We start from the raw sequence: 21,890 nt of genomic DNA, 5'->3' as shown, positions 1-21,890 counted from the left end.
ATGACCGTCCTGCATGTCCAGTCCGGCGCCACGATGAAGCATTTCGACTTCCAATGGTACGCCCAGCAGAACAACCTCATGATGAGCAATGCGCGGATCTCGACGCATTACGAGGAGGTCGGCCGGCAGCAGGGATTGAGCCCGACGCCCTACTTCGACGCGCGGTGGTACGCCGGCGCCCACGGTCTCGGCGTCGCGGACGCCATGTCGCCGTTCGAGCATTTTGCGCTTCTCGGAGCCGGGGCGCTCGCGGACCCGCACCCGCTGTTCAACGCGAAATGGTATTGCTGGACTTACATGGACGGTGACAACAGCATCCATCCGCTTTTCCACTACATCGAGACCGGCTGGAGGCAGGGCAACGATCCGCACCCTCTGTTCCGGGGGCAGTGGTATGCGGAGAGATATCTCAAGGAGATCGACCACATCGATCCGTTCTACCACTTCCTGACCGAGGGGCACGACCGCGGCTGCCAGCCCAACCCGCTGTTCGATACCAGCTGGTACGGCGATACCTACCGGATGGGGCGCACCGCCAACTGCCTCGTCGACTACATCTACGGCGGCCACGCCGCGCGCGACCCGCACCCATTGTTCGACTCGCGCCACTATCGCGACGCCGTCGATTGCGGCGGCCTGAGCCCGCTCGAGCACTACCTGACCAAACAATCCGACATCAGCCCCTGCCCGATCCTCGACGTCGAGTTCTTCGGCAGGCGCGCCCGCCGGCACCGGCGCTACCGGGAGGTCGCGCATCTGCCCGCGCTCGTGCAGTATATCGAGCTGTCGCGAACCGGCAGCATCGATCCGCACCCGCTATTCTCAACGGCGTTCTACGTCGAGCAGAATCCCGACATCAAGGAGACCCGGGTCGAGCCGCTCACGCATTACGCTAGGTCGGGCGCGCGGGAGGGCCGGCAGCCGCATCCGCTGTTCGAGCCGGACTATTACCGCGAACAATATCCCGACCACCCCGACGTCAACCCGCTGGTCGACTACCTCGCCGGCCTCGCCGAATCCGGGGCGCGGCCGCGGCGTGGCGGCCGGGTCGACACGGTGACGCGGCCGCTCCCACCGAGCCGGACCGTCATCGACATCGCCGATCTCGGCGCCCTCGGCGGGCGCCTGCCCGACGATGCCGCGATCGGCGTGTTCGCCCACATCTTCTACAGCGATCTCAGCGATTACGTCGCGCGCTACACCAACAACATCCCCGGCAACTGCACGATCTACATCTCCACTACGACGCTGAGCGACGCCAAGCGGATCAACGCGGTCTTCGCCGAACGGTCGCTGCACCCCTTCGTCATCCGCGTCGTGCCGAATCGCGGGCGCGATATCGCGCCGCTCGTGGTGGCGTTTCGCGACGTGCTCAGGACGTGCGACGTCGCGCTCCACATCCACACCAAGAAGTCGAAGCATTACGACGGCGGCTTCGACCAGTGGCGCGACTACCTGTTCGAGGCCAACCTCGGCACGCCGGCCGTCGTCGCGGCGATCCTGTCGGCGCTGGCGCGGCCGGAGATCGGGGCGGTGGCGCCGGACCATTACGGGCCGATCAAGCCGCTGATCCAGTGGGGCGGCAATTTCGACACCGTCTCGCGCCTGTTCCGGCTCTGCGGCGAGCGGATCGGCACCGAGGCCGTGCTCGACTTTCCCAGCGGATCGATGTTCTGGTTCAAGCCGAAGGCGCTCGAGAAACTGCTCGCCCTCGACCTCGACTATTGCCACTTCGACCCGGAGGCGGGCCAGGTCGACGGCACCCTGGCGCATGCGATCGAGCGGAGCTTCTTCTCCTTCGTCGAGATGGCCGGGTACGAGTGGGTCGTCCAGAGCCGATCGGCCAACGACGCCTCGCCCGGGCCACACCGCGCCGACCGCCCGATCGGCAACCGCTTCCTGCCGACGGACCGCGACCTCGGCCTGACCCGCAAGTATTATCCGGAATGCACCGGATACCTGGTGCGCCCGAGCCCCGTCACCAAGCCGCGGCTCAACCTGCTGATCCCGCTCATCGACCAGAAGAAGGGCTATGCCGGGATCGCGACGGCGCTCGAGGTGTTCGCCGCGCTCTGCGGGCAGCTCAAGGATGCGTTCGACGCCCGGATCATTGTGACCGACGTCAGCATCGGGCATCACTACGAGCCCCCGCCCTCGTTCGAGATCGTCTCGCCGCTCGCGCAGGACGTCGCCGGGAGGAACACGATCGTCGACGCATCCCGGCGCTACGACTACCCTGTCTTCTTTCGCGAGACCGACATCCTGTTCGCGACGGCGTGGTGGACGGCGAGCGGTGCCCTCGACATCCTGCGCCAGCAGGCCGAACTCTTCTCCGTCCGGCCCGAGAAGTTCCTCTACCTGGTGCAGGATTACGAGTGCGGGTTCTACCCGTGGTCGACGAAATACGCGCTGGCGGAGCGGACCTACCGCCAGCCCGACACGGTCCTGCCGATCTTCAACACCGGCCTCCTGCAGGAGTTCTTCGAGGCGAACCATCAGCTCACGGGTGGCTACGTCCTCCATCCCGGCATCAACCGCACCATCGACCGCCACATCGTCCGCGACACGCAGAAGGAGAAGATCGTCCTGCTCTACGCCCGGCCCCATGCCGAGCGGAACTGCCTGCACTTCCTCGACATGACCGTGCGCACGGTGATCGACGCGGATCCGGAGTTCTGGAGCGACTGGCGCTTCGTGGCGATCGGCGAGGATTTTGACGCGGGCGAATTGCGCTGCACCGACCGCATCGAGATCCTCGGCCGCCTGTCCCTCGCGCGCTACGGCGACCTCGCCTCCCGGGCGGCGCTCGCGATGTCGCTGATGATCTCGCCCCATCCGAGCTATCCGCCGCTCGAACTGGCCCATGCCGGCGTGCGAGTACTGACGAACAACTACGGCAACAAGGACATGGCCCGCCTGCACGACAACATCACAGCGTTCGTGTCCTTCGATCTCGATGCCGTCGGGCAAACGTTGCGGGACATGGCCGGCGCCTGGACCGACGACCCGGCGGTCGGCTGGCGCGGGGAGGACAGGGCGGGCTGGTTCTTCGGCGGCCACACCAATCTCGGCACAATGATCCCGCGGCTCGCCGACGAGGTGCGCGGCCTGCGCATGCGTCGCGACGGGGCGTGAGGACCGGGGGCTGGGGCCGGGTCAACCGAGGGGTGCCTGGTCGTCTCCCGCAGCGTTTTACCCTCCGCGTCATCCCGGGGCCGCGCTGCGGAACCCGGGATCCATAAACGCAGACGCCGGGCGAGGCGGCGCGCGTTCCGACATCCTTCTACATCTCGTGTTTATGGCTTCCGGGTTCTCGCTTGCAGCGAGCCCCGGAATTGCTGGAGGTGGACCTTGGCCAGTCCAAGGTAGCGGGCTCTCCGCAGATGCAGGGGCCGCACGCCCAGCGACGGCGTCCCTTCAATGCCCGCCAGCCAGCGGTCCTGCTCGGCAAAGGCGCCGTCGGCCTCTCGTGCGCGTGAGGCTGCGTCCGGCCCCCCAGGATGTGCGTGCTATCGATGCGCCGACGTCCGCGCGCCACCAGGAGCCGGCGCTCGCGGCACAGGGCCAGGAGCGTGTCGAGCAGGAGCGACTCGGCGTGGCCGGCCACGGGCGGGAGCGGAACTCGCTCAAGACCGAGGCGTCGAAGCCCGGGTCGGTGAGGTCGAGGCCCAGGAGGTACTTCCAGTCGATGCGGCCCCGCGCCGCCTCGGTCGCGCTGGCGATCCGAGAGGTTTTCGGAAGACTGCAGCACGGTGACGAGAGCCAGCCGCCAGGACGCTTCGGCCGGGCGGCCACGGGCGGAGACCAACGCCGTGAACTGTGCATCGGTGACCACGGTGCCGAGCGGGATTGCCCCGTTTCTGTGGTTCTTGCTCGTTTTGCGTGGATCAGGCGGCCAGAACCATGTGGCGCTTCAGGAGTTCGAGGCCGGCCCGTCCATAGCACTGGCGCTTGATGAGCTTGAGCCGATTGACCTGGCCTTCCGCCTGGCCGCTGCTCCAGGGCTCCGTTAGGGCAGCCCGAACGGCAGCGCTGTCCGCGTCCAATCCCGAGGCGAATGTCGCGATGGCAGGAGCGTCGCAGGTCCGGGTCTGGGTGATCCAGGCGGCGAGGTCAGCAGCCGCTTCTTTGTCCTGGTCACCGGCGACGGTCTTGCCCTTCCCGGCGGCGCGTACGAGTGCGGTGAAGCGGCGGGCCAGACCCGCGACGGCCCGCGCGGTGTCGTCCTGCTCGACGCGTCTCACCACAGCTGCGTCGCTCGCATCCAGCCCCGAGGGTGGCTGGACGAGCAACCACGCCAACTGCCGTGCGGGCGGCAATGGAGCTTCCGTGCCAGGCCGCTGCGATGCACTGGCCCTCGCACAGAGGGGCTTGCGGCCTGATCGGACCGGCCTCGTCCGGCGCTCGGCGACGAAGCGGTGCACCTGCCGGCTCGTCCCCGGATAGCCCTGCTCCCGGATCTCGCGCCACAGGGCGTTCGCGTTTTCGCAGCCCTCGTCGATCCGAGCCGCCAAGTCCGCGACGTGCGGATCAAGCAGGCTCGGCTCGGCACCGTGAGGCAGCCGCGCCGGGACCGCTTCGGCGCTCGCATATTTGCGCAATGTCGCACGAGCCAGCCCCATGGCACGGGCGATCCCGAGCAGGGGCTCCCCGCCGGCATGCCGGCGGCGGACCTCGTCGTAGACAGCCTGCCATCGCATCCGGCTCCGTGCACCCGCCTCCAGTTCCGGCGTGCTGCGGGCGAAGGCACGGTCGCGCCGGGCGGGACGAACGGCCGAGCCAGGGAGGAGTGGAAGGTTCCGCAACCGGGCATGGGCGCTGTGGAGCCAGCGTTCGACGGCCTGCCGCATGGTGGTGAGCAGGTGCCAGCGATCGGCGACCTGCTGCGCCTGGGGAGCTCCGAGGCTTGCACCTCGGGCATACTCCGTCGAGCGATCCCGGGCGACGAGTTCGACGCCGGAGTGCCGTTCGAGCCAGCCGGCCACCGTGGGTGCCGTGCGATCCGGGAGGAGGTCGATGACGCGGTGACGGCCGAGATCGACGACGATCGTGCCGTACCGGCTGCCCTTCCGGATTGCCCAGTCGTCGATGCCGATCCGGATGGGAGCCGGCGCGTCAGGCATCGGGATGCGGGTGACGAGCCGCAGCACGGTCGCGCGACTCGCCGGCATGTGGAGGTGCGCGAGGAGACGGGCGCCGCCCGCACCGCCGCAGGCGAGGCCGACCCTGGCTTGCGCCTCGCCAAGCCGTCGCGTGCGGCGGGCGCGGGGCGCGAGGAGGTCTACAGGCGTCTCGGCGAAGGTTCGGCGTCGGCAGGTCGGGTTGAGGCAGTAGAACCGCCGCACCTCGATGCGGAGCGTGGTCCGCGATGCCGAGAGCGGCAGGTCGGCGGGATGGCGCTGGTAGCGGCTATGGATGGACCGGCTCGCGTGTTGGCAATCAGGACACCGGCTGCTGTCGGCATCCAGCCTCACTGGGATGACGAGGTGATCCTCGTCGCGTTCAGCGAACCGCGCAACGCGGCACTCGGGGACGGAAAAGGGGATGTCCATGCCACCCACGATAGGGAGGCCGGGCGACCCTATCATCGGCCCGAGTCAATCCACCACCGTCCACGCAAAGTGAGCAAGAACAACCGATCCGGGGCAATCCCAATCCCAGACCTCGTCACCTCCATCACCTCGCGAGACTGGACAGAGGTCAAAGTTTAAGGCCGTTGGTATAAGACGATTCGCGCGGGCGGGCCCACCCCTTGTCCTGCGGAGGATCGCCTCCCTTCCGCCCGCGCGTTCGCCCCGCTTCTGCAGGCGGTCGGCCCGCCCTCCACGTCCGCGCCTCGCGCTCGACGATCGCGGGCCCTGGGCTCACGGCGTCGCCGGGTTGCCTCTTCCCAGCCGGCGCGAAACCCTGGCACCAACTGTCGCCGCCCGCACCTCCCTGGAGGGAGATGTTACAGTCTTGTTTCCCCTAACAAGCCACGCCATCCGCGGCGCTCGATCTTCGCATCGGAATTCATAGCGTTGCCAAGGGCAGAACGCACAGAAACCATTCCTATTTAGTCCAGTCTATGTTATAAATTTGAATATATTACTTATTTATATTTCTGCGCATTATATCATTTGGAATATCCGGAGACATTACCTTGAGATCCGACACATAATGGCAACACGCATCCGACCAAGCGAATCCAGGACGAAAAAGTTCACGATTTACGTAGGGTACCGCGCTACAAGCGCTAGGCGTCCGATTCGGGTAGCGGAGATATTGCGTGTCGATGACGGTCCAAAAGGTGAGGCGGCGCGGAATATTTTCCAGCCCATCGCATCGGATCAGCTCCGCTGTCTGTGCTTCGACATTTCTCGTCACGCTGTCCGCCGCGCCGGTCTCGGCCCAGACTGCCTCCCAGATCACCCCGCCCTCGTTCAGCCCGCCGCTCCAGCGCCAGGGCGGCGCCATCGCGATCCCCGAAGGCGCCGGCCTCCAGGCACCCCCCGGCGCCGAGAACCTCTCCGTGCGCGTGCGCCGCCTCGACATCCAGGGCGGCCTGCCGGCCCTGGCCGCCCCCACCGCCGCCATCGAGGCACGCCTCTCCGGCCGCACCGTCTCCGCCGCCGAGATCTTCGCCGCCGCCCAAGCGCTCGAACAGGCCTATGCCGCCGCAGGCTTCGCCCTCGTGCGCGTCGTCCTCCCGGCCCAGCAGCTGCGCGACGGCGGCGACGTCCGCCTCCTCGTCGTCGACGGCGTCATCGAGCGCGTCGACGCCTCCGCCCTCCCCCCCGAGATCCGTGGCCGCGTCGCCGCCGTCCTCGCCCCCCTCGTCGGCACCCGCGGCCTCACCCTCGCCCTCCTCGAGCGCAAGCTGCTGCTCGCCGGCGACACCCCCGGCACCGTGCTGCGCTCCACCCTCGCCCCCGGACAGGCGCCCGGCGCCAGCGTCCTCGTCGTCGAGGCCCGCTACAAGGCCGTCACCGGCTTCACCGGCATCGACAACGTCCTGGCCGACACCCTCGGCCGCTACACCGCCTCGCTCGGCATCGACCTCAACTCCCCCACCGGCCACGGCGAGGTCCTGTACTTCCGCACCTTCGGCCTGCCGACCACCGGCGGCACCGCCGCCTTCCTGGGCGCCGAGCCGCGCAACCGCGCGCTCGCCGCCGGCCTGATCCTTCCGCTCGGCACCGACGGCCTCACCCTGACGCTCGAGACCACCGACACCCGCACCACCCCGCGGGCCCTGCCCGGCACGGTCGGCTTCGCCTCCGAGTTCTCGCGCTACTCCGCCCGCCTGCGCTACCCGCTGATGCGCGCGCGCGACTTCACCCTCAACACCGAGGCCGCCTTCGACGCCCAGGAGGAGCGGGTCGCCATCCGCGTGCCGATCGAGGCGCCGTTCTCCCTCGACCGGCTGCGCGTCGCCCGCGGCGCGACCGACTTCCTGTGGTTCCTCCCCACCGAGGGCGTGGTCACCGGCCGGCTCGGCGCCTCGTTCGGCATCGACGGCCTGGGCGCCCGGGAGGCGCCGCTCGCCGGCGCCGGCCTGCCGGGCCTGTCGCGCCAGGGCGCGCGGCCGGAGTTCCAGAAGTTGGAGGCCGCGCTCGCCGTCACCCAGCCGCTGGCCGAGCACCTGACCCTCGACCTCCGGGCGCGGGCCCAGACCTCGTTCAACCAGGCGCTGGCCCGCGCCGAGCAGATCGGCCTGGCCAACCTCTCCGGGCTCTCGACCTTCGATTCCGGCCTGCTGCAGGGCGACGAGGGCTTCATCACCCGGGGCGAGCTGCAGTTTCCCTTCATCGTGCCGGTGACCCTGCCGTTCGGCCTGCCGTCGATCCCGGCCCTGCAGGGCTCGGGCCTGCCGCCGGCGGACGCGGCGCCGGGGGCGATCGTGCTGAGCCCCTACGGCTTCGGGGCGTTCGGCCTGGTGCGCCAGCAGAACCCGACCGCGTTCGAGCGGCCGATGACCCGCGGCCTGTCCTACGGGGCGGGCCTGCGCATCGCGGCGGCCCCCTCCTTCAGCTTCACCAACGCGGCGGTGACGGTGGAGTACGGGCGCGCCGAGCGCTCCGACCGCCTGCCGGCCGACAACCGCCTGACCTTCAGCGTCTCGCTCCAGTTCTGAGGCGACGCGCCTCCGTCCCTCCCCGCCTCCCGCTGACCCATGTCCTCGCCCCGTCGCCGCCGTACAGGCGCGCAGGGCACCCGAAGGATCCGGCTGATGCCCGTCGCCCGCCTCGCCCACCCGCTCCTCGTCGCCCTCCTCGCCTCGACGGCGCTGGTCGGGATCGCGCCCGCCCGCGCCCAAGGGTTGCCGACCGGCGGCCAGGTCGTCTCGGGCGGAGTGACGATCGGCACGCCCCAGAACGGGGCGCTGGCGATCACGCAGTCGAGCCAGAACGCCATCGTCAACTGGCAGGGCTTCTCGATCGGCCAGGGCAACCGGGTCGACATCCGCCAGCCCGACGCGCAATCGGCGATCCTCAACCGGGTGACCGGCGCGACGCCCTCGACCATCGCCGGGCAGCTGACGGCCAACGGGCAGGTCTACCTCGTCAACCCGAACGGCATCACCATCACGCGCTCCGGCCAGGTGACGGCCGGGGGCGGCTTCGTCGCCTCGACGCTCGGGATCTCGGACGAGGACTTCAAGGCGGGCCGGCGCCAGTTCCGCGGCTCGGGGGCGTCCGCCAAGGTGACGAACCACGGCACGATCACGGTCGGGCGCGGCGGCTACGCGGCGCTGATCGGCGGGCAGGTGTCGAACGGCGGCCTGATCGCGGTGCCGATGGGCAAGGTCGGCCTCGGCTCGGGCGAGCGGGCGACGCTCGACCTGTCGGGGGACGGGTTCCTGCAGGTCGCGGTGCCGACGGGCGCGAAGGGCCGCGGCGCGCTGGTGTCGCATTCGGGCACGATCTCGGCGGATGGCGGGTCGGTGACGCTGACGGCGGCGGCGGCGCGGGACATGGCGCGGCAGGCGGTGAACCTGTCGGGGACGGTCGAGGCGCGCTCGGTCTCGGGGCGCAACGGCCACATCACGCTCTCGGGCGGGGACGGGAGCGTGACGGTCGGGGCCGGGGCCCGGCTCGACGCCTCGGGGGCGGGCGGGGAGAAGGGCGGCCGCATCCAGGTGCGCGGCCGCCACGTCACGGTGGCGGGCACGCTCGACGCGTCGGGCGCCCGGGGCGGGCGGATCGGCCTGAAGGCGACGGAGGGTCTGGCGCTGACCGGCACGCTGGCGGCGCAGGGCCGGACCGGCCCGGGCGGGCGGGTGGTGGCGACGGCGCCGGAGATGGCGCTGAGCCTGGCGCGGATCGACGTCTCGGGGGCGACGGGCGGGGGCGTGGTGCGGCTCGGCGGCGGGCGCCAGGGCGCGGGGCGTCTGGCTCATGCGCAGCACGTGACGATCGATGCCGGGACGGAGATCCGGGCCGACGCGACGGGCGCGGGCACCGGCGGCGACGTGGTGGTGTGGTCGGATGCGAGCACGCGCTTTGCCGGCACGATCAGCGCCCGGGGCGGGATCGAGGGCGGCGACGGCGGGCAGGCGGAGGTGTCGTCGAAGGGGCACCTCGCCTACGAGGGCCTGACCGACCTGACGGCGGCGAAGGGCGCGTTCGGCACGCTGCTGCTCGACCCCTACAACATCACCATCTCGTCCGGGACCGACAGCAATCCGACCGGCTTCACGGCCACCGGCAACGACTCGGTGATCAACAGCACCACGCTGGTGACGGCGCTCGGCAGCGCCAACGTGGTCGTCTCGACCGGGAGAAGCGGCAGCCAGGCCGGGAACATCACCCTGGCGGCGTCGACGCCGTTGGCCTGGAACACCGGCGCGACGCTGATGCTTCAGGCAGCCAGGACGGTGACGCTCAACAGCAGCATCACCGCGCAGGTCGGCGGGCTGACGATCGCGGCGGGCACCGGCACGTCCACCGCCACAGCCGATCTCTCGGTGGCGCGGTTCATCCTGACGAGCGGCGCGTGGGTGCAGAACACGGCGACGCTGCCCGGCTTCGCAGCGGGCGACTTCCAGATTTTAGGAGGCTCGTTCCTGCGGGCGGCGGGCGGGGCGGGGACGTCGGAGAGCCCGTACCTGCTGACCGACGTGTACGGTCTGCAAGGGATGGGCAGTGCGGCGGTCGCCCAGGGAGCGAGCTACCGGCTCGCCGGCGACATCGACGCCTCGGGCACCGTGAATTGGAACCAGGGCCAGGGCTTCAACCCGGTGGGCACCCCCACCTTGCCCTTCCTCGGCAGCCTGGACGGCGCGGGCTACACCGTTGCCGGATTGACCATCGCGCGCCCCACTATGGGGAACGTCGGCTTGATCGGCAAGCTGGCGCAGGTCGGCACGGTCAGCCAGATCGGCCTTGTCGGCGGCAGTGTCCGTGGCTCCTACGCGACGGGCGGCCTGGTTGGCTTCAACAGCGGCACGGTCAGCGAGAGCTACACCACCGGCATGATCTCAGGCCAGGACGCCGACACTGGTGGTCTGGTCGGCTACAATACCGGCACCATCGATCGGAGCTACGCGACCGGCACCGTGACAGGAGCCGGGAATGTGGGCGGCCTGGTCGGCACGAATGCCGGCGCCATCATCAGTCAGAGCTACGCCACGGGCGTCGTCTCGAACAGCGCCTACAACACGGGCGGTCTCGTCGGCCTCAACAACGGCAGCGTCTCCCAGAGCAGCGTCTCCAACAGCTATGCGACGGGCAGCGTCTCCGGTCGTAACCAAGTCGGCGGCCTTGTCGGCTACAACTACACCAATGGCACCATCGATCAGGGCTATGCGTCGGGTGCCGTGTCCGGAACCGAATCCGTCGGCGGCCTCGTCGGCTACACGTTCGGCTCCGTGACGAACAGCTACTGGGACAAGATCAGCACAGGCCAGGCGACGAGCGCCGGGGGCACCGGCCTGACCGCGGTGAACGCCCGCACGGCTTCGAACTATGCCGGCTTCGATTTCTCTACGGTCTGGTACCAGGCCGGGGACATGCGGCCGATCCTGCGTTCGGAAGCCGCGACCGCGGACGCGAACGGGATCGTAGCCGTCTCGAACATGCACCAGCTCCAGCTCATGGGGGCCAACCTCGCCGGCCAATACCGGCTCACGGCGAATCTCGACGCCGGCGCGACCGACAGCACGGCGGCCTCAGCCGGCATCTGGGGGGCGGGCGGCTTCGTGCCGGTGGGGACGAACGCTAACCCCGTGACGGGTGGCCTGGACGGGGCAGGCCACACGATCACCGGCCTGACCATCGCCCGATCCCAGAGCTACGTCGGGCTGATCGGTTATCTCGGGACGGGAGCGCGCGTGACCGGCATCGGCCTCGTCGGCGGCAGAGTCTCGGGCGTGGGCTCCGTCGGCGGCCTCGTCGGCTGGAACAACGGTGGCACGGTCAGCCAGTCCTACACGACCGGCAGCGTCTCGGCCTCGGGTAATTCCGTGGGCGGCCTCATCGGCAGCAACAATGGCGGTACGGTCAGCCAGTCCTACACGACCGGCAGCGTCTCGGCCTCGGGTAATTCCGTGGGCGGCCTCATCGGCTACAGTGTGAACAGAGGCACGGTGAGCCAGTCCTACGCGACCGGCAGCGTCTCGGCGACCATCAGCAGCGTGGGCGGCCTCATCGGCGCCAATCTCACCGGCAGCGCCGTCAGCCAGTCTTACGCGAGCGGTCGCGCGTCGGGCAATTCCTTCGTCGGCGGACTCGTCGGCAACAACAACGGCGGCACCGTGAGCCAGTCCTACGCGACCGGCGGCGCCGCGGGCCTCAACACCTACGTGGGCGGCCTCGTCGGCTTCAATAGCAGCGCCGGTTCGGTGAACCAGTCCTACGCGACCGGCAGCGTCTCCGGCGCAAGCTCCGTCGGCGGCTTCGTCGGCTTCAACCAGGGCGGCACACTGGCGAACAGCTATTGGGACATAACCAGCGGCGGGGCGACCGGCGTCGGCGGCGGCTCGGCCGGGAGCGTCATCGGCCTGACCACCGCACAGGCACGTTCCAGCTCGGCCTATACCGGCTTCGACTTCTCGACCGTCTGGTACCAGGCCGGCGACATGCGGCCGATCCTGCGCTCGGAGGCCGCCACGGCGGTCAACGGCGTGACCGCAGTGTCCAACTTGCACCAGCTCCAGCTCATGGGGGCCGACCTCGCGGGCCGCTACCGGCTGACCACGAACATCGACGCCGGCGCGACCAACAGCACGGCGGCCTCAGCCGGCATCTGGGGGGCGGGCGGTTTCGTGCCGGTCGGCGACGGCGCCCCCTCGTTCACCGGCAGCCTGGACGGCGCGAACCGCACGATCACCGGGCTGACCATCGCCCGGCCGAACTACGACCCGCCGACCGGCCTGTTCGGCCGGCTCGGCCTCGGGAGCCGCGTGGCGAATCTCGGCCTCGTCGACGTGAACGTCACGGGCAAGTTCAGTGTCGGCGCTCTCGCCGGCGTCAGCGCCGGCGCGGTGAACGGGTCCTACGCCACCGGCACCGTCTCGAGCTCCGCCAGCTATGTGGGCGGCCTCGTCGGTTATCTCCTCCGCGACGCCTCGGTCAGCCAGTCCTACGCCAACGTCCCCGTCTCAGGCACCAGCAACGTGGGCGGCCTCGTCGGCTACATCGAGGGCGGCGCCACGGTGAACCAGTCCTATGCCGGCGGCACCGTCTCGGGCACCAGCAACGTGGGCGGCCTCGTCGGCGGCAGTGCCGGCATGGTGAGCCAGACCTACGCCAGCGGCGCCGTCTCGGGCACCAGCAACGTGGGTGGCCTCGTCGGCATCAACTATGCCACGGTGACGAAGTCCTACTGGGATACGCAGACCTCCGGGCAGGCGAACGGTATCGGCGCCCACGTGATGGGGAGCGCCACCGGCCTGACCACGGCGCAGATGCAGGATCTGGCGGCGTTCCGGACCAACCTCGCCGGCTTCGACTTCGACACCGTCTGGGCCCCGCCGAACCAAGCCGGCCAGGGCGGGTTCTCCACCGCCTTCTACCCGCAGCTCTACGCCAGCTCCGCCGTCGTCGCCGTGACGCCGGTCTCCGCCAGCCGCAAGTACAACACGGCCAACCCGGACTTCGTGGCGACCTATGCCGGCCTCCGCCCCGGCGACTTCATCACCAAGCTCGGCACCTTCTCGACGAGTGCGACCCAGACCTCGCCCGTCGGCACCTACGCGGTGACCGCCTCGGGGACGGCGGTTACCAGCCCGGCGGGCACCGCCTACCGCGTCGTCCTGGTTCCGAATGCGGCCGGCCTCACCATCATCCCCTCCACGGTGACGGCCACGGCCTCGCTGGTCGGCAGCGTGTCGAAGACCTATGACGGCACCACCGCGGCCGTCCTGCTGCCGACCAACTACAGCCTTTCGGGCGTGGCGCAGGCGGATACCGCCGCCGTCTCCGTCGCCGGCACCGGCGCGACCTTCGACAGCGCCGGGGTCGGGACCGGCAAGACCGTGACCGTGTCGGGCCTCGCTTTGTCGGGCACGGCCGCCGGCAACTACGTGCTGGCCGCGACCACCACCTCGGCAGCGATCGGCACGATCACCCGAGCCCCGCTGACGATCACCGCCAAGGATACGAGCAAGACCTACGACGGTCAGGCCTATGCCGGCGGCAACGGCGTCTCGTATACCGGCCTCGTCAACGGCGAGACCGCGTCGGTGCTGGGCGGCAGCCTGATCTACGGCGGCACGGCGCAGGGCGCCGTCAATGCCGGCTCCTACGCCATCGCCCCGTCCGGCCTGACCTCGGGCAACTACGCCGTCACCTTCACGAACGGCGCCCTGAGCGTGACCAAGGCGCCGCTGACGATCACCGCCAAGGATACGAGCAAGATCTACGACGGCCAAGCCTATGCGGGCGGCAATGGCGTCTCGTACACGGGCCTCGTCAACGGCGAGACCGCGTCGGTGCTGGGCGGCAGCCTGACCTATGGCGGCACGGCGCAAGGGGCCGTCAACGCCGGCTCCTACATCCTCACCCCGTCCGGCCTGACCTCGGGCAACTACGCCGTCACCTTCGCGGACGGCGCCCTGACCGTTGGCGCGAAGACGCTCGAGGTAACCATCGGCGGCACCGCCGCGAAGGTCTATGACGGCACCGTCGCCTCCGGGCTGGGCGGCCTCACCTACACCCTGTCGGGCATCGTCGGCACGGACGCGGTAACGGTGGCGGGCACGAGCGGAAGGTACCGCTCGGCCGATGTGGGCACCGACAAGCCCATGCTGGTCTCGGGCCTGACACTCTCGGGCGCTGCTGCCGGCAACTACCAGCTCGCCAACCGGAACATGGCGGCCCCCGTCGGCACGATCCTGCCGGCGCCGCTGACGATCACCGCCAAGGACGCGAGCAAAACCTACGACGGTCAGGCCTATGCCGGTGGCAACGGCGTCTCGTACACCGGCCTCGTCAACGGCGAGACCGCGTCGGTGCTGGGCGGCAGCCTGATCTACGGCGGCACGGCGCAGGGCGCCGTCAATGCCGGGTCCTACGTCCTCGCCCCGTCCGGCCTGACCTCGGGCAACTACGCCGTCACCTTCGCGGACGGCGCCCTGAGCGTGGGCAAGGCCCCGCTGACGATCACCGCCAAGGATGCGGGCAAGACCTACGACGGTCAGGCCTATGCCGGTGGCAACGGCATCTCGTATACCGGCTTCGTCAACGGCGAGACGGCCTCGGTGCTGGGCGGCAGCCTGACCTACGGCGGCACGGCGCAGGGAGCGGTCAATGCCGGGTCCTACGTCCTCGCCCCGTCCGGCCTGACCTCCGGCAACTACGCCGTCACCTTCGCGGACGGTGCCCTGAGCGTGGGCAAGGCCGCGCTGACGATCACCGCCAAGGATGCGGGCAAGACCTACGACGGCCAGGCCTATGCCGGTGGCAACGGCATCTCGTATACCGGCCTCGTCAACGGCGAGACCGCGTCGGTGCTCGGCGGCAGCCTGACCTATGGCGGGACGGCGCAAGGCGCGGTCAATGCCGGCTCCTACGCCATCGCCCCGTCCGGCCTCACCTCGGGCAACTACGCCGTCACCTTCGCGAACGGCGCCTTGAGCGTGACCAAGGCGCCGCTGACGATCACCGCCAAGGATGCGGGCAAGACCTACGACGGCCAGGCCTATGCGGGCGGCAACGGCGTCTCGTATACCGGCCTCGTCAACGGCGAGACCGCCTCGGTGCTGGGCGGCAGCCTGACCTATGGCGGGACTGCGCAAGGCGCGGTCAATGCCGGCTCCTACGCCATCGCCCCGTCCGGCCTCACCTCGGGCAACTACGCCGTCACCTTCGCGGACGGCGCCCTGAGCGTGACCAAGGCTCCGCTGACGATCACCGCCAAGGATGCGGGCAAGACCTACGACGGTCAGGCCTATGCCGGTGGCAACGGCATCTCGTATACCGGCTTCGTCAACGGCGAGACGGCCTCGGTGCTCGGCGGCAGCCTGACCTACGGCGGCACGGCGCAAGGCGCGGTCAATGCCGGCTCCTACGCCATCGCCCCGTCCGGCCTGACCTCGGGCAACTACGCCGTCACCTTCGCGGACGGCGCCCTGAGCGTGGGCAAGGCCCCGCTGACGATCACCGCCAACGCGGCGAGCAAGACCTACGACGGTCAGGCCTATGCGGGCGGCAACGGCGTCTCGTATACCGGCCTCGTCAATGGCGAGACCGGGTCGGTGCTCGGCGGCAGCCTGACCTATGGCGGGACGGCGCAAGGCGCGGTCAATGCCGGGTCCTACGTCCTCGCCCCGTCCGGCCTCACCTCGGGCAACTACGCCGTCACCTTCGCGAACGGCGCCTTGAGCGTGAACAAGGCCCCGCTGACGATCACCGCCAAGGACGCCACCAAGACCTATGACGGCCAGGCCTATGCCGGCGGCAACGGCGTCTCGTATACCGGCCTCGTCAACGGCGAGACCGCCTCGGTGCTCGGCGGCAGCCTGACCTACGGCGGCACGGCGCAAGGCGCGGTCAATGCCGGCTCCTACGTCCTCACCCCGTCCGGCCTGACCTCGGGCAACTACGCCGTCACCTTCGCGGATGGTGCCCTGAGCGTGAACAAGGCCCCGCTGACGATCACCGCCAAGGATGCGGGCAAGACCTACGACGGCCAGGCCTATGCGGGCGGCAACGGCGTCTCGTATACCGGCCTCGTCAACGGCGAGACCGCCTCGGTGCTCGGCGGCAGCCTGACCTATGGCGGGACGGCGCAAGGCGCGGTCAATGCCGGCTCCTACGTCCTCGCCCCGTCCGGCCTGACCTCGGGCAACTACGCCGTCACCTTCGCGGACGGCGCCCTGAGCGTGGGCAAGGCCCCGCTGACGATCACCGCCAACGCGGCGAGCAAGACCTACGACGGTCAGGCCTATGCCGGTGGCAACGGCATCTCGTATACCGGCTTCGTCAACGGCGAGACGGCCTCGGTGCTGGGCGGCAGCCTGACCTACGGCGGCACGGCGCAAGGCGCGGTCAATGCCGGCTCCTACGCCATCGCCCCGTCCGGCCTGACCTCGGGCAACTACGCCGTGACCTTCGCGGACGGCGCCCTGAGCGTGGGCAAGGCCGCGCTGACGATCACCGCCAAGGATGCGGGCAAGACCTACGACGGTCAGGCCTATGCGGGCGGCAACGGCATCTCGTATACCGGCCTCGTCAATGGCGAGACCGGGTCGGTGCTGGGCGGCAGCCTGACCTATGGCGGCACGGCGCAAGGCGCCGTCAATGCCGGCTCCTACGCCATCACCCCGTCCGGCCTGACCTCGGGCAACTACGCCGTCACCTTCGCGGACGGCGCCCTGAGCGTGGGCAAGGCCCCGCTGACGATCACCGCCAAGGACGCCACCAAGACCTATGACGGCCAGGCCTATGCCGGTGGCAACGGCGTCTCGTATACCGGCCTCGTCAACGGCGAGACCGCGTCGGTGCTGGGCGGCAGCCTGACCTACGGCGGGACTGCGCAAGGTGCGGTCAATGCCGGGTCCTACGCCATCGCCCCGTCCGGCCTGACCTCGGGCAACTACGCCGTCACCTTCGCGGATGGTGCCCTGAGCGTGAACAAGGCCGCGCTGACGATCACCGCCAAGGACGCCACCAAGACCTATGACGGCCGGACCTTCTCGGGCGGCACCGGCGTCACCTATGCCGGCCTCGTCAACGGCGAGACCGCATCGGTGCTCGGCGGCAGCCTGAGCTACGGCGGCACGGCGCAGGGGGCGGTCAATGCCGGCTCCTATGCCCTCACCCCGTCCGGCCTGACCTCGGGCAACTACGCCGTCACCTTCGCGGACGGCGCCTTGAACGTGGGGAAGGCTGCGCTGACGATCACCGCCAAGGACGCGGGCAAGACCTACGACGGCCAAGCCTTCTCGGGTGGCAACGGAGCCTCGTATGCCGGCTTCGTCAACGGCGAGACCGCATCGGTGCTCGGCGGCAGCCTCAGCTACGGCGGCGCGGCGCAGGGGGCGGTCAATGCCGGATCCTACGCGATCACCCCGTCCGGTCTGACCTCGGGCAATTACGCCATCACCTTCGCGGATGGCGCCTTGAACGTGGGGAAGGCTGCGCTGACGATCACCGCCAAGGACGCGACCAAGACCTACGACGGCCAGGCCTTCTCGGGCGGCAACGGCGTCACCTATGCCGGCTTCGTCAACGGCGAAACCGCATCGGTGCTCGGCGGCAGCCTGAGCTACGGCGGGACTGCGCAAGGTGCGGTCAATGCCGGATCCTACGCGATCACCCCGTCCGGTCTGGCCTCGGGCAACTACGCCATCACCTTCGCGGGTAGCACGCTGGGCGTGAACCAGGCCGCGCTGACGATCACCGCCAAGGACGCAACCAAGACCTATGACGGCCGGACCTTCTCGGGCAGCAACGGCGTCACCTATGCCGGCCTCGTCAACGGCGAGACCGCCTCGGTGCTCGGCGGCAGCCTGACCTATGGCGGCACGGCGCAAGGGGCGGTCAATGCCGGATCCTACGCGATCACCCCGTCCGGCCTGACCTCGGGCAACTACGCCATCACCTTCGCGGACGGCGCCCTGAGCGTGAATAAGGCGCCGCTGACGATCACCGCCAAGGATGCAGGCAAGACCTACGACGGCCAGGCCTTCTCGGGCGGCAACGGCGTCACCTATGCCGGCCTCGTCAATGGCGAAGGCTCGTCCGTGCTGGGCGGCATCCTGAGCTACGGCGGCACGGCGCAGGGGGCGGTCAATGCCGGCTCCTACGCCATCACCCCGTCCGGCCTGACCTCGGGCAACTACGCCGTCACCTTCGCGGACGGCGCCCTGAGCGTGGGCAAGACCCCGCTGACGATCACCGCCAACGCGGCGAGCAAGACCTACGACGGTCAGGCCTATGCGGGCGGCAACGGCGTCTCGTATACCGGCCTCGTCAACGGCGAGACCGCGTCGGTGCTGGGCGGCAGCCTGACCTACGGCGGCACGGCGCAAGGCGCGGTCAATGCCGGCTCCTACGTCCTCACCCCGTCCGGCCTCACCTCGGGCAACTACGCCGTCACCTTCGCGGACGGCGCCTTGAGCGTGGGCAAGGCTCCGCTGACGATCACCGCCAAGGATGCGGGCAAGACCTACGACGGTCAGGCCTATGCCGGCGGCAACGGCGTCTCGTATACCGGCCTCGTCAACGGCGAGACCGGGTCGGTGCTCGGCGGCAGCCTGACCTATGGCGGGACTGCGCAAGGCGCGGTCAATGCCGGGTCCTACGTCCTCACCCCGTCCGGCCTCACCTCCGGCAACTACGCCGTCACCTTCGCGGACGGAGCCCTGAGCGTGAACAAGGCCCCGCTGACGATCACCGCCAAGGACGCCGGCAAGACCTACGACGGCCAGGCCTATGCCGGCGGCAACGGCGTCTCGTATACCGGCCTCGTCAACGGCGAGACCGCGTCGGTGCTCGGCGGCAGCCTGACCTATGGCGGCACGGCGCAAGGCGCGGTCAATGCCGGCTCCTACGCCATCGCCCCGTCCGGCCTGACCTCGGGCAACTACGCCGTCACCTTCGCGGACGGCGCCCTGAGCGTGGGCAAGGCCGCGCTGACGATCACCGCCAAGGATGCGGGCAAGACCTACGACGGTCAGGCCTATGCGGGCGGCAACGGCGTCTCGTATACCGGCCTCGTCAACGGCGAGACCGCCTCGGTGCTCGGCGGCAGCCTGACCTACGGCGGGACTGCGCAAGGCGCGGTCAATGCCGGGTCCTACGTCCTCACCCCGTCCGGCCTGACCTCGGGCAACTACGCCGTCACCTTCGCGGACGGCGCCTTGAGCGTGAGCAAGGCGTCGCTCACCGCCTCGATTGGAGGCGCCGCGATCAAGACCTATGACGGGACCGGCGCGGCGTCGACCGGCGGCGTGACCTACGGCCTGTCGGGCCTCGTCGGCTCGGATGCCGTCACGGTGGTGGGCGCGGCCGCCGCTTACGATTCCACCTTGGTGGGCACCGGCAAGACGGTGTCGGTCTCGGGACTTTCGCTCTCGGGTGCAGCCGTCGGCAATTACCTACTGGCCGCGACCACCGCCTCGGCGGCGATCGGCACGATCACCCGGGCCCCGCTGACGATCACCGCCAAGGACGCGAGCAAGACCTACGACGGTCAGGCCTATGCAGGCGGCAACGGCGTCTCATATACCGGCCTCGTCAACGGCGAGACCGCGTCGGTGCTCGGCGGCAGCCTGACCTACGGCGGCACGGCGCAGGGAGCGGTCAATGCCGGGTCCTACGCCCTCACCCCCGCCGGCCTGATCTCGGGCAACTACGCCATCACCTTCGCGGACGGCGCCCTCTCGATTGCGCGGCGGTCGATCATGGTGACGGCGGACGCGCAGAGCCGCGTCTACGGCGATGCTAATCCGGCCCTGACCTACCAAGTCGGTGGGCGTGGTCTCGTCAACGGCGATGCTCTCAACGGTGCCCTCGCCACCACGGCAGACGCCCGCAGCAGCGTCGGTGCCTACGGCATCGGCCAGGGCAGCCTGGCCGCCAGCGGCAACTATGCCGTGAGCTATGTCGGGGCGGATCTCGCCGTCACAGCTCGGCCGCTGACTCTCACGGCGGACGGACAGAGCCGCGTCTACGGCGATTCCAACCCGGCCCTGACCTACCAGGCCGGCGGACGCGGCCTCGTCAATGGCGACGCGCTCTCGGGCGGGCTCGCCACGGTCGCCGATGCCCGCAGCAGCGTCGGTGCCTACGGCATCGGCCAGGGCAGCCTGGCCGCCAGCGGCAACTATGCCGTGAGCTATGTCGGGGCAGACCTCGCGGTCACGGCCCGGCCGCTGACCCTCACGGCGGACGCGCAAAGCCGGGTCTACGGCGACGCCAACCCGGCCCTGACCTACCAGGTCGGCGGACGCGGGCTGGTCAACGGCGATGCTCTCACCGGCGTCCTCGCCACCACGGCAGACGCCCGCAGCAACGTCGGTGCCTACGCCATCGGCCAGGGCAGCCTGGCGGCTTCGTCCAACTACGCGGTGAGCTATGTCGGGGCGGATCTCGCCGTCACGGCTCGACCGCTGACCCTCACGGCGGACGCGCAAAGCCGCGTCTACGGCGAGGCCAACCCGGCCCTGACCTACCAGGTCGGCGGACGCGGGCTGGTCAACGGCGATGCTCTCAGCGGTGCCCTCGCCACCACGGCCGATGCCCGCAGCAGCGTCGGCGCCTACGGCATCGGCCAGGGCAGTCTGGCGGCTTCGCCCAACTACGCGGTGAGCTACGTCGGGGCGGATCTGGCGGTCACGGCTCGGCCGCTGACCCTCACGGCGGACGCGCAGAGCCGCGTCTACGGGGACGCCAACCCGGCCCTGACCTACCGGGTCGGCGGACCCGAGCTGGTCAACGGCGACAGCCTCACCGGTGCCCTCGCCACCACGGCCGATGCCCGCAGCAACGTCGGTGCCTACGGCATCGGCCAGGGCAGTCTGGCGGCTTCGCCCAACTACGCGGTGAGCTACGTCGGGGCGGACCTCGCTGTCACGGCTCGGCCGCTGACCCTCACGGCGGATGGACAGAGCCGCGTCTACGGCGATGCCAACCCGGCCCTGACCTACCGGGTCGGCGGGCGCGGTCTCGTCAATGGCGACGCGCTCTCGGGCGGGCTCGCCACGGTCGCCGATGCCCGCAGCAGCGTCGGTGCCTACGGCATCGGCCAGGGCAGCCTGGCCGCCAGCGGCAACTATGCCGTGAGCTACGTCGGGGCGGACCTCACGGTTACGGCTCGGCCGCTGACCCTCACGGCGGACGCGCAAAGCCGGGTCTACGGCGATACCAACCCGGCCCTGACCTACCGGGTCGGCGGACACGGGCTGGTCAACGGCGATGCTCTGAGCGGTGTTCTCGCCACCACGGCAGACGCCCGCAACAGCGTCGGCACCTACGCCATCGGCCAGGGCAGCCTGGCCGCCAGCGGCAACTACGCGGTGAGCTATGTTGGAGCAGACCTCGCTGTCACGGGCCGGCCGCTGACCCTCACGGCGGACGCCCAGAGCCGGGTCTACGGCGATACCAACCCGGGCCTGACCTACCAGGCCGGCGGACGCGGGCTGGTCAACGGCGATGCGCTCAGCGGCGTCCTCGCCACCACGGCAGACGCCCGCAGCAGCGTCGGCACCTACGCCATCGGCCAGGGCAGTCTGGCGGCTTCGTCCAACTACGCGGTGAGCTATGTCGGGGCGGACCTCGCCGTCACGGCTCGACCGCTGACCCTCACGGCGGACGCGCAAAGCCGGGTCTACGGCGAGGCCAACCCGGCCCTGACCTACCAGATCGGCGGACGCGGGCTGGTCAACGGCGATGCTCTGAGCGGCGTCCTCGCCACCACGGCAAACGCCCGCAGCAGCGTCGGCACCTACGGCATCGGCCAGG

The 21,890-nt window shown here is 69.9% G+C and carries 4 protein-coding genes and 1 pseudogene; 3 read left to right on the top strand and 2 right to left on the bottom strand.

The features are described 5' to 3' along the window. Window positions 1-3,135 (top strand): rhamnan synthesis F family protein, encoded by a 3,135-nt coding sequence (locus G4G93_RS33110; RefSeq protein ID WP_165091542.1) that lies wholly within the window; start codon window positions 1-3, stop codon window positions 3,133-3,135. Window positions 3,136-3,609: 474 nt separating this feature from the next. Here the strand turns inward: G4G93_RS33110 and G4G93_RS36865 are convergent. Both G4G93_RS36865 and G4G93_RS33100 read right to left on the bottom strand, forming a co-directional pair. Further along, window positions 3,610-3,844, bottom strand: a pseudogene (locus G4G93_RS36865) (transposase); the annotation flags it as partial. Between the two features lie 43 nt (window positions 3,845-3,887). Further along, the gene (locus G4G93_RS33100) at window positions 3,888-5,552 is read right to left on the bottom strand and encodes an ISL3 family transposase (RefSeq protein WP_165091540.1); all 1,665 of its coding nucleotides are present in this window, start codon (window positions 5,550-5,552) and stop codon (window positions 3,888-3,890) included. Window positions 5,553-6,274: 722 nt separating this feature from the next. On the opposite strand from G4G93_RS33100, the gene G4G93_RS33095 reads away from it, so the two are divergent. Further along, the gene (locus G4G93_RS33095) at window positions 6,275-8,116 is read left to right on the top strand and encodes a ShlB/FhaC/HecB family hemolysin secretion/activation protein (protein WP_165091539.1); all 1,842 of its coding nucleotides are present in this window, start codon (window positions 6,275-6,277) and stop codon (window positions 8,114-8,116) included. A 96-nt stretch (window positions 8,117-8,212) separates the two neighbouring features. Continuing rightward, window positions 8,213-21,890, top strand: a 13,678-nt coding sequence (locus G4G93_RS33090) for an MBG domain-containing protein (protein ID WP_165091537.1), incomplete at its 3' end; no start/stop codon positions are given.

Source organism: Methylobacterium sp. DB0501 (assembly GCF_011043735.1).
Classification (GTDB): Bacteria; Pseudomonadota; Alphaproteobacteria; order Rhizobiales; family Beijerinckiaceae; genus Methylobacterium; species Methylobacterium alsaeris.
The sequence above is the reverse complement of the archived record's forward strand: the minus strand, read 5'-3'. Positions and strand labels throughout refer to the sequence as shown.